9 protein-coding genes and 1 pseudogene are annotated in these 10708 nt (G+C 58.1%); 8 read left to right on the forward strand and 2 right to left on the reverse strand.

Features of this window, described 5'->3' with window-relative positions; genetic code table 11:
- The first annotated feature begins 29 nt into the window (after positions 1 to 29).
- The 5 genes and pseudogenes from HMPREF3178_RS31710 to HMPREF3178_RS11910 all read left to right on the forward strand — a co-directional run bounded on the left by HMPREF3178_RS31710 (position 30) and on the right by HMPREF3178_RS11910 (position 5416).
- Positions 30 to 2303 (forward strand): annotated as a pseudogene (locus tag HMPREF3178_RS31710) (NtaA/DmoA family FMN-dependent monooxygenase).
- Positions 2304 to 2314: 11 nt separating this feature from the next.
- A complete protein-coding gene (locus tag HMPREF3178_RS11895; RefSeq protein ID WP_016807839.1) occupies positions 2315 to 2824 on the forward strand; it encodes a GNAT family N-acetyltransferase in 510 nt (169 codons plus the stop codon).
- A 9-nt stretch (positions 2825 to 2833) separates the two neighbouring features.
- The gene (locus HMPREF3178_RS11900; protein ID WP_004101870.1) at positions 2834 to 3763 is read left to right on the forward strand and encodes an amino acid ABC transporter permease; all 930 of its coding nucleotides are present in this window, start codon (positions 2834 to 2836) and stop codon (positions 3761 to 3763) included.
- Positions 3747 to 4526 carry an amino acid ABC transporter ATP-binding protein gene (locus HMPREF3178_RS11905; RefSeq protein WP_017145945.1) on the forward strand — a complete coding sequence of 260 codons (780 nt, stop codon included), beginning with the start codon at positions 3747 to 3749 and terminating at the stop codon, positions 4524 to 4526. The genes HMPREF3178_RS11900 and HMPREF3178_RS11905 overlap by 17 nt, the downstream gene beginning before the upstream one ends.
- Positions 4523 to 5416: a transporter substrate-binding domain-containing protein gene (locus HMPREF3178_RS11910; RefSeq protein WP_016807837.1), complete on the forward strand. Its 894-nt coding sequence runs from the start codon at positions 4523 to 4525 to the stop codon at positions 5414 to 5416. The genes HMPREF3178_RS11905 and HMPREF3178_RS11910 overlap by 4 nt, the downstream gene beginning before the upstream one ends.
- A 65-nt stretch (positions 5417 to 5481) precedes the next feature.
- On the opposite strand, the gene HMPREF3178_RS11915 is transcribed toward HMPREF3178_RS11910, so the two are convergent.
- Both HMPREF3178_RS11915 and HMPREF3178_RS11920 read right to left on the reverse strand, forming a co-directional pair.
- Positions 5482 to 6792 (reverse strand): MFS transporter, encoded by a 1311-nt coding sequence (locus HMPREF3178_RS11915; RefSeq protein ID WP_017145944.1) that lies wholly within the window; start codon positions 6790 to 6792, stop codon positions 5482 to 5484.
- 217 nt (positions 6793 to 7009) lie between these two features.
- On the reverse strand, positions 7010 to 8206 hold the full coding sequence (locus HMPREF3178_RS11920) for an L-talarate/galactarate dehydratase (protein ID WP_017145943.1): 1197 nt from the start codon (positions 8204 to 8206) through the stop codon (positions 7010 to 7012).
- A 304-nt stretch (positions 8207 to 8510) separates the two neighbouring features.
- Between HMPREF3178_RS11920 and HMPREF3178_RS11925 the strand changes: the two genes are divergently transcribed.
- The 3 genes from HMPREF3178_RS11925 (at position 8511) to pptA (ending at position 10555) form a co-directional block, all read left to right on the forward strand.
- Positions 8511 to 9515 carry a LacI family DNA-binding transcriptional regulator gene (locus tag HMPREF3178_RS11925; RefSeq protein ID WP_017145942.1) on the forward strand — a complete coding sequence of 335 codons (1005 nt, stop codon included), beginning with the start codon at positions 8511 to 8513 and terminating at the stop codon, positions 9513 to 9515.
- Between the two features lie 125 nt (positions 9516 to 9640).
- On the forward strand, positions 9641 to 10258 hold the full coding sequence (locus HMPREF3178_RS11930; RefSeq protein WP_017145941.1) for a glutathione S-transferase family protein: 618 nt from the start codon (positions 9641 to 9643) through the stop codon (positions 10256 to 10258).
- A 69-nt stretch (positions 10259 to 10327) separates the two neighbouring features.
- On the forward strand, positions 10328 to 10555 hold the full coding sequence (pptA, locus tag HMPREF3178_RS11935) for a tautomerase PptA (RefSeq protein WP_004101884.1): 228 nt from the start codon (positions 10328 to 10330) through the stop codon (positions 10553 to 10555).
- The last annotated feature ends 153 nt before the right edge of the window (positions 10556 to 10708 follow it).

Genomic DNA, 10708 nt, shown 5'->3' on the forward strand with positions numbered 1-10708 from the left:
TATTCAGGGTCATAGACTAAGGATTAACGATGTCTGAACAACGACAGCTGCGCATTGGCACTATCTTACATGGCGCATCGGGAAATATGTCGGCCTGGCGCCATCCGGCCGCGCTGGCCGACGCCAGTATTAACTTTGAGTTCGTGAAGCAGACGGCGTTAAAAGCGGAAGAGGGCAAGCTCGATTTTATTTTTGTTGCCGATGGCTTATATATTAATGAAAAATCGATCCCGCATTTTTTAAACCGTTTTGAACCACTCACCGTATTATCCACCCTTGCAGCGGTAACCTCGCGTTTAGGCCTCGTCGGCACCTTGTCGACCTCCTACAGCGAGCCCTTTACCACCGCTCGCCAGTTCGCCAGCCTCGATCATCTGAGCGGAGGACGCGCTGGCTGGAACGTGGTGACATCGCCGCTCGAAGGCTCAGCGAAAAACTTCTCCCGGGCGCAGCATCCCGATCATGCGCTGCGCTACCGCATCGCCGATGAATATCTTCAGGTCGTTAAAGGCCTGTGGGATTCATGGGAACAGGACGCGTTTATTCGTAATAAAGAGAGCGGCCAGTTCTTTGATAAAAATAAGCTGCATACGCTTAATCATCACGGTGATTTCTTCAAAGTGGCCGGCCCGCTAAATATTGCCCGCACGCCGCAGGGCCGACCCATTATCTTTCAGGCGGGCGCTTCCGAAGACGGTAAAAAATTAGCCGCCAGCCATGCCGACGCTATTTTTACCCATCAGGACTCGCTGGCGGAAGCGCAGGCCTTTTATCGCGACGTCAAAAGCCAGCTCGACGCGTACGGCCGCCGGGAGAGTGAACTACACATATTCCAGGGCGTCAGCGTGATCGTTGGCGATAGCGCCGACGATGTGGAACAGCAATACCAGACCACCGCCGCGCTGGTATCGATTGAGGACGCGCTGAATTATCTTGGCCGCTATTTTGAGCATCACGATTTCGCCCAATATCCGTTGGATGAGGCGTTCCCGGATATCGGCGACCTCGGGCAGAACAGCTTTCGCAGCACCACCGATGAGATTAAACGCAACGCCCGCGAACGCGGCCTGACCCTGCGCCAGGTCGCGCTGGAGGCAGCCAGCCCGCGACCGCGTTTTGCCGGAACCGCCGCAGAGGTGGCAGATGGGCTACAGCAGTGGTTTGAACAGCGCGCGGCGGACGGTTTTATTATCCAGGGCGGTACGCCGGATACCTTCCCGCGTTTTGTGGACCAGGTGGTACCGATCCTGCAGCAGCGTGGATTATTCCGTGAAGAATATCCCGGCACCACGCTGCGCGAAAGTTTAGGGCTGGCAGAGCCCGTCAATCAATTCCAAAAGCAATAATAGAGAACACCCGCTATGCAGAAAACGCAGAAAAAATCGCTATTACTGGCGCTGGCGCTGGCCGTGAGCGCGTCATCCTGGGCGCAGAACGTCACGATCAACGGCACCGGCGTGAGCCTCGAAGCTAACAAAACGCCGATTCACACGGCAAAAAACCCTCAGGCTATCGCCCAACTGCCGAAAGGTCTCCACCTGGCGGTGCCGGGTAAGCTGACCGTCGCGGTCGCCGCGCTGAATTCGCCGCCGCTGACCGTGTTTTCTGATGATAACAAAACCCTGCTCGGCAGCGAGGTGGATATCGCCCGCCTGGTGGCCGACAGCCTCGGGCTGGAGCTAAACGTGGTGCCCACCTCGTGGGAAGACTGGCCGCTCGGCGTCGCCTCCGGCAAATATGATGCGGCGGTCAGCAATATCACCGTGACCAAAGAGCGCAAAGAGAAGTTTGATTTCGCCACCTACCGCAAAGATTCGCTGGGTTTTTACGTCAAGAGCACCAGTCCGCTGAGCAAAATTGAAAAAGCCGAAGATATTGCCGGGCTGCGGATTATCGTCGGCTCCGGCACCAACCAGGAAGCGATTTTGTTGGCGTGGAACGCCGAGAATCTCAAGAAGGGGCTGAAGCCGTTTACGCCGGTCTACACCAAAGACGACGCCGCTCAGACCCTGGCGCTGCAGTCCGGGCGCGCCGATGCCTTCTTCGGCCCGAACGTAATCGGCGCGTGGAAAGCGGCGCTGACCGGCAAAACCAGGCTGGTGGGCAGCGTTGACGGCGGCTGGCCGAAGGCGGCGCATATCGCCGTGACGGTGAAAAAAGGCAGCGGTCTGGTTGAACCGGTACAGACGGCGCTGAACGGCGCTATCCGCAGCGGCGATTACGCGAAGGTGCTGAGTCGCTGGGGCGAAGGCGTGGAGAGCATCCCGCAATCGGAAATTAACCCGGCCGGACTCGGCGACTAACAGGAGGCATGATGAGCGATCTATTCCGCGATGTCTCTCCGGAAGCGCCGGAGCTGCAGCCGATTATTGAGGGCCTGTTCGGCGAGTACGCCGCGCGCTACGGCGACTACTTTTCCCGCGATGCCGAAGTCGAGCTGACTGAATGGTATCTGGCGCCGCAGGGGCTATTTATCGTGCTGGAGCGGGAGGGGGAAATTATCGCTACCGGCGCGTATAAACCGAAAGATGCCCATACGGCAGAAATCAAACGGATCTGGACCCATCGTCGTCTGCGCCAGCAGGGGCTGGCGGCGAAAGTGGTGCAGGAGCTGGAACGTCGGGCGCTGCTGGCGGGCTACAGCCATATCTTTTTGACGACCGGTTTTCGTCAGCCGGAAGCGGTGCGGCTCTATCTGAGCCAGGGCTACGAGGCGCAGTTTGACCTCAACCGCGATCCGGAAGAGTACAGTTTGCCGCCGTTCGATGGTCGGCTGCGCTTTACGAAAGCGCTGGCGGTCAGCGCGCTGAGCCAGAGCGCTTAAGGAGCCAATATGCATACCCAGGAAACGATTAAGGTTGTCCCCGCGCGCTATCCGCTGCGGGCAGTGGGCGCGGTGCTGGCGCTGCTGGTGCTGGCGGTGGTGATTCAATCAGTTGCCTTTAACCCGCGCTGGGAGTGGGGCGTCTTTGCCCGCTGGTTCTTTGACCCGGTGATCCTCGAAGGCCTCGGGCAGACGCTGCTGTTGACCCTGCTGGCGACGGCGCTCAGCGTTATCTTCGGCGGACTGCTGGCGCTGGCGCGACTCTCCAGTTCATGGCTGCTGAGCAGCCTTGCCTGGGGCTATATCTGGTTGTTTCGCTCGCTGCCGCTGATCGTGGTGCTGATTATTCTCTACAACTTCTCTTATCTCTACGACACCCTGTCGATCGGCATTCCGTTCACCGCTATTCGCTGGGCCAGTTTTGAGACCATTAGCGTGCTGGGGCAGTTTTCTACCGCCGTTGTCGGGCTGACCCTGGTACAAAGCGCCTACACCGCCGAAATTATTCGCGGCGGTTTCCTCGGGGTTGATCACGGGCAGTATGAAGCGGCGGCGGCGCTGGGGCTTCCGGCCAGCCGCCGCACGCTGCGCATTATCCTGCCGCAGGCGCTGCGCACCATTTTACCGGCGGGTTTTAACGAAATTATCAGCCTCGCCAAGGGGACAGCGATGGTTTACGTGCTGGCGATGCCGGAGCTGTTTTACACCATCCAGATGATCTATAACCGCACCCAGGAAGTGATCCCCCTGCTGATGGTCGGCGCCGCCTGGTACCTGGCGATCACCAGCGTGCTGTCGCTGATTCAGTATCTGGTCGAGCGCGGCCTGGCCCGCAGCGAGCGCCGCTCGGCGGTTAATAGCGCCCGCAGCAGCCGTCGCGTTGTTGAAACCGTTCATCGTCCCCAACCGCAGGAGTCCGCCCATGCTCAACTCTCGTAACGGTCATATCTCCATTACCGACGTCAGCAAATACTTTGGCCGCCATAAAGCGCTGGACGATGTATCGCTGGAAATAGCACCCGGTACGGTGACGGTGATCCTCGGGCCGTCCGGTTCGGGAAAATCGACGCTGCTGCGGGCGATCAATCATCTGGAGCGCGTTGATGAAGGCTTTATTCAGATCGATGGCGACTATATCGGTTATCGCCGTAAAGGCGACAAGCTCTACGAACTGAAAGAGAAGGAGATCCTTCGCCAGCGGATCAACGTTGGCTACGTGTTTCAGAACTTCAACCTGTTCCCGCACCTGACGGTGCTGGAAAACCTGATTGAAGCCCCCATCGCCCATAAACAGGCGACCCGTAAGGAGGCTATCGCGCGGGCGTACGAACTGCTGGACGTAGTTGGACTACGCAATAAAGCCGACGCCTGGTCGCGGCACCTGTCCGGCGGTCAGCAGCAGCGCATCGCCATTGCCCGGGCGCTGGCGCTTAACCCGCGAGTGATGCTGTTTGATGAACCCACCTCCGCGCTTGACCCGGAGCTGGTGGGGGAAGTGCTGGATGTGATTAAAAAGCTGGCGCGCTCCGGCACCACGCTGGTCGTGGTCACCCACGAAATTGGCTTTGCGAAAGAGGTGGCGGATCGGGTGGTGTTTATGGTCGACGGCAAGATAGTCGAGCAGGGCAGCAGCGACGATGTGCTGAACCATCCGCAGCACCCGCGTACGCAGCAGTTTTTATCGAGGGTATTAGCGGCATGAGAAACGGATTTTTGACCCTGGCGTTACTCTCTTTATCTGCGGCATCGCAGGCGGCTATCGACCTGCGCGCCAACGAGCAGCCGCTGCCGGTAACCCGCGATGAGCAGGCGGTGGCGAAGATCCCGGCGGATTACGTCTTCGTCGAACCGGGTACTTTAACGGTGGCGATTTCAGCGCTCAACTCGCCGCCGCTGGCGCTGCTGGCCAGCGATAACCGCACGCGTATCGGCAGCGACCCTGATATCGCCCGACTGCTGGCCGGCAGCCTCGGGCTGAAGCTAAAGCTGGTGCCCACAGCCTGGGAGGACTGGCCGTTGGGGATTACTTCCGGGCGCTACGATGTGGCGCTGGTGAATATTGCGGTAACCGAGCAGCGGAAAGCGAAGTTTGATTTTGCCACCTATCGCGTCGATTCGCTGGCCTTTTCCGTAAAATCGACCAGCGACATCGCCAGCGTGAGCGGCCCGGCGGATCTCGCTGGTAAAAAAGTGATTGTCGGGTCCGGGACCAACCAGGAGCGAATTTTGCTCGGCTGGAACGCCGAAAACGAAGCCGCCGGGCGACAACCTGCGCTACCGGTCTACCTGACCGATGACGCTTCGGGCAATCTCTATATTCAGTCCGGTCGCGCGGACGTGTTTTTTGGGCCGCAGTCGGTAGCCGCTTACAAAGCGGCGCTCAGCGGTAAAACCAAAGTCGTCGGGCTGGGGCCAAAAAAGGCTTATGTCGCCACCACCACCAGGAAGGGTAACGGACTGGTCTATGCGCTTCAGGCCGCGCTGGATGGCGCGATAGCGCGCGGAGAGTATCAGAAAGTGCTGGCCCGCTGGGGCGAGCAGGGCGAAGAGGTGAGGCAATCGGAGGTGAATCCGCCGGGGATTACCTACTAAAAAACCGCTGTTTCGCAGGAGTGTGATGCGAAACAGCGGAGGCGAATGCTCGCCAGAGTTTTAAATCAGGCGGCGCGCGGGGTCAGCGTTAAGCGATCCAGCGGCCCGACGATAAACAGGTAGGAGAACAGGCCCAGTACGCCCATGGAACCGACGTACAGGATGGCGTAATCGAAGGAGTGAGTATTAGCGAGGATCACGCCGATAACCAGCGGCGTGATAATACTCGCCAGGTTGCCGCACATATTGAACACCCCACCGGCAATTCCCAGCATCTCCTTGGGTGATGTGTCGCTCAGCACGCACCAGCCGAGGTTACCGAACCCTTTAGCAAAGAAAGCCAGGCTCATGGCGGCGATCACCACCACTTCCGAAGTAGTGTAGTTGGCGACCACAATGACGCAGGAGAGCAGCATGCCGCAGATCACCGGCAACTTGCGGGCGGTCGTCAGGCTATAGCCGCGTTTCAGCAGCCAGTCCGAGAACACGCCGCCCAGCAGGCCGCCGATAAATCCGGCAATGGCCGGGATGCTGGCGACAAAGCCGACCTTGAGAATCGACATGCCTTTGGCCTGGTAAAGATAGGTCGGAAACCAGGTCAGGAAGAACCAGGTGATTGACGTCACGCAGAACTGGCCAATATATACCCCGATCATCATACGATTGACGCAGACGCTTTTGATTTGCGCGAGGGTTAATTTATGCTGCGTTTTTTTCGTGCCTAATTCCGGCTCGCCGCCGCCTTCGCGAATATAGTCGAGCTCCTGTTGGTTAATTTTTGGATGATGAGAGGGATCTCTTACTTTTACCAGCCAGAATATCCCCAGCACCACGCCGATAGCGCCAATATAATAGAATACGTAGTGCCAGCTTAAATTATGCAGAATAATCGTCATTAGCGGCGTAATAATCCCCAGGGAAATATACTGCGCGGCCTGATAGACCGAAGTGACAAACCCGCGCTCTTTATTGGGAAACCACTGTACGCTCAGACGACTGTTGGCGGGAAAGGCGGGGGCTTCTATCGCGCCCATCATCAGGCGCAGAATAACCAGTACAATCAGCGGGCTGGCGAACAGATAGATCGTACCCTGGAACATGGTGACGACCGACCAGCCAATCAGCGCGCAGCCGTAGACCAGCCGCGAACCATATTTATCCAGCAGCCAGCCGCCGGGTATTTGCATAATGACGTAGGAGATGCCAAAAACTGAAAAAGCCAGCCCCATCGCCTCGGGATCAAAACCTAACTCTTTGCTCATAATAGGCGCGACAACGGACAGCGTTGCCCGGTCGGCATAATTAAATACGGTAGCCAGAAATAAAAACAGTAATATGCCGTAACGCACGTTGCTGCGTTTTAAGGGTGTAGTCATCTTCAACTCCTTTGCAGGGTTGTTTATTGTGGGTACAGCCAATAAGAGGTATTTCCCCGGCAGGCCTACGGGTTTTCAGTCGTCCGCGGACCGGTAACCCGGACAGATGCGCAGCATCGCCCCCGGGAGAATGCGGTATTCTCCCGGGGGCGGCGCTTGATGCGCCTTGCCGGGCTACGCGGCCTGTAGCCCTTATGCCGCCATGCGGGGAATTCGGTTAAGGGCGTTTGCCAAACTCGCAGCTTTGCTGGGTCCAGCGGCGGGCCTGTTCGCTCAGGGTGAAGCCCAGACCGTGGCGTTCGGAAACCCACATCCGCCCGTCGCGCAGTTCCAGCTGTTCGTTAAACAGCGGGTTCAGCCACTCGAAGTGCTCCAGCCAGGGCTCGAGCGGGTAGGCGGCGGCGAGATGCAGGTGTACCTCCATCGCAAAGTGTGGGGCCAGTTTGCGACCGTGCTTCGCCGCCAGATCCATAATCTTCAGGAACGGGGAGATGCCGCCGACGCGCGGCGCATCGGGCTGCACGAAGTCGCTGGCGTTGCCGAGGATCAGCTGCTCATGTTCGCGGAAGCTGGTCAACATCTCGCCGGTGGCAATCGGCGTATCCAGCGCGGCGGCGAGCTGTGCGTGGCCTTCCACATCGTAGGCGTCAAGGGGCTCTTCAATCCAGATCAGATTGAACTGCTCCATTTTGCGCCCCATGCGGATAGCGGTTTCACGGTCCCACTGCTGGTTGGCGTCCACCATCAGCGGGAAGTCATCGCCCAGGACTTCGCGTACTGCCGTCAGACGGCGAATATCCTCAGCGGTATTCGGCTGACCGACTTTCAGTTTTATCCCGCCAATCCCGTTCTCGCGTGAGATAGCCACGTTTTTCAACACCTGCTCCAGCGGGGTATGCAGGAAGCCGCCGGAGGTGTTGTAACACTGCACGGAATCGCGATGCGAACCGAGCAGTTTCGCCAGCGGTAGCCCGGCGCGTTTGGCTTTCATATCCCACAGCGCAATATCGATAGGGGAGATTGCCTGCACCGCCATGCCGCTACGACCTACGGAAGCCCCGGCCCACAGCAGTTTGGTGTAGATCTTGTCGATATCATTCGGGTCTTCGCCGAGCAGATTATCGGCAATCTCCCTTGCATGGGCGTAAATGCCCTGGCCGCCCGCGCGTTTGGAATAGCTGAAGCCAACGCCTTCAAAGCCGTCCCGGGAGCGGATTTCCGCGATGATGATCGCCACTTCGGTCAGCGGTTTTTGCCGACCGGTCAGAACCTTTGCATCGCTAACGGGGGTGGCCAGCGGCAGAAAGGCCAGCGACAGTTTGACATGTTCAATGCGGTCGCCGGTTTCAGCGGCGGTTTTGACGCCGGAAGCTTTGGCGTAGGTCACGGAGTCGGAATTTGCGCTCGAGGTCATAGTCAGTTCCTTTTTAGTGGTAAAATGATTGCGCTAACATTTTTAATCCTGAAATTATCCTGGTGCTACGAAAGTGATTTTAATTTGTACAAACGATCACAATTAGCGGTTATAAAGGGTAAAATTATGCAGCGCAGGTCACGTTCCAAAAAGGTTTGTGAAAATTCACAAATCATAATGATAGCGATAACATTTAATTCGGCAGGTCGTTGATTCTATTGGGGATATACGGACGGGCGCTGGCAATTGCCTGGACCATCATCAATAATGGCCACAGGAAACGACCCAACACAGGGGCTTAGCCGTGAAAAGCAGAAAACCGACGCGCGCGCCGACGCTGGATGATGTGGCCCGCAGCGCCGGGTTGTCGTCGATGACGGTCAGTCGGGCGCTGAATACGCCGCAGCTGGTAAGGCCAAAAACGGTAGAGAAAGTGATGCAGGCGGTGCAGGCCACGGGTTATATCCCCAATGCGCTGGCCGGCGGCCTGGCCTCCAGGCGCAGCAAACTGGTGGCGGTGGTGGTGCCGCAAATCAATAACAATATGTTTGTCGATACCATCCAGGCGCTGAGCGATACCCTGGCGGCGCGCGGCTATCATATGCTGCTGTGCGTGGCGGGCTATAGCCGTCAGACCGAAGCCGAGCTGGTAGCAACCTTACTCTCCCGGCGTCCGGATGGCGTGGTGTTGACCGGTATTCAGCACGCTCCGGCGTTAAAGAGGACGATCCTCAACGCCGCCACGCCGGTGGTGGAAATCTGGGATCTCACCCCGACGCCGCTGGATATGCTGGTTGGTTTTTCGCATGAAAAAGTCGGTGAAACCATTGGCGAATATTTGCTGGAAAAAGGCTACCGTCGTCCGGGACTGCTATGGGCAGGCGATGCGCGCGCGACGTTGCGAAAGCAGGGGCTCCTGGCCCGGCTGGCCAAAAGTGGAATTAACGTTGCCCCGCAGGTCGAGGTGCCGCTTCCGGCATCGCTGGCGCTGGGGCGACGCGGGCTGGGCGAACTGCTCGCCGGTGGCGAGTTTGACGTTATCGTCTGCAGTTCCGACACCCTTGCCCAGGGAGCGATTATGGAAGCGGAAAGCCGGGGGCTGCGCGTGCCGCAGAATCTGGCGGTGATCGGCTTTGGCGATCTGGATTTCGCCGCCAGCAATCGTCCGGCGATCACCACCGTCAGCGTCGACCGTCACGCCATTGGCGAGCAGGCGGCTACGCTGCTTGCCGACCGCATAGAAGGCGGAGAAGAAGGGGACGCGATTATTGATATTGGCTTTCACCTGGTGGCGCGTGAGTCGGCGTAGCGCTGTGGTTTAGCCTGGGCGAGGGGGACTCCATAGCGACATTGCTCAATCAAACCTATACTGCAAGGTTGCTAAACCCGTAGCCGCTCTGTTCACGGGCGGCAAATTTCTTGAGGGCGCAGAATATGATCACCGTCTATGGCGTACCCGGCTGGGGTTCAACGATAAGCGAACTGATGCTGACGCTGGCCGATATCCCGTACCATTTTGTCAACGTTGAGGGCTTTGACCAACCGGGCCTGCAGCGCGACCGTCTCAAGCAGATTAACCCACTGTGTCAGGTGCCGACCCTCACGCTTGAAGATGGCAGCATGATGACCGAATCCGCGGCGATTGCTCTGATGATCCTCGACGTGCGACCGGATCTGGCTCCGGCGCCGGGATCGCCGCAGCGGCATGCCTTTCAGCGTCTGCTCATCTGGCTGGTGGCGAACGTTTATCCCACCTTTACCTTTGCGGATTACCCGGAGCGCTGGGCCGCCGATGCGCCAGAGCAGCTGCGGGAAAGCTGCATCAGCTATCGCAAATCGCTTTATCTGTGGCTGGAGGAGCAGCTTGCCGCCGCGCCGTATGCGCTGGGGGCGGAAATAACTCTGCTGGACTGCTATATTGCCGCGATGTGTGCCTGGGGCCCGCGACGGGAGTGGTTTACGGCGCAAACGCCAAAATTCGTCGCCGTGGCGGATGCGGTTTATCGCCATCCCAAACTCGAAGCCGTTCTTCGCCGCAACGAACTGATTTAAAGCACAAAAAGCGATCCAGATGATGCGGGTTATGCTAGCTTTATCATCCTGACAATAAAGGAGCCTGCTATGCCGCATATTGATATTAAATGTTTTCCCCGCGACCTGAATGATGAACAAAAAGCGGCGCTGGCCGCCGATATTACCGAGGTGGTGATTCGCCATCTCAACAGCAAAGAACGCTCGGTGAGCGTGGCCCTGAATGAAATTAAAGAGAGCGACTGGCAACAGGTGTGGGACAGCGAAATCGCCCCGCAGATGGAACAGCTGATTAAAAAACCGGGTTATAGCATGTAACCCGCTTTCTTTCCCGGAGGCGATGCTGCGCATCTGTCCGGGCTACCCGTTCTCAGTGGTCTGCTATCCGGTAGCCCGGGCAGGCGCTGTGTGCCCCCCGGGAGAGAGTGCGGAGTGGCAGAATATCCCGGAGGCGATGCTGCGCATCTGTCC

The sequence above is a fragment of the Klebsiella sp. HMSC09D12 genome, assembly GCF_001808475.1.
GTDB classification, from domain to species: domain Bacteria; phylum Pseudomonadota; class Gammaproteobacteria; order Enterobacterales; family Enterobacteriaceae; genus Klebsiella; species Klebsiella oxytoca.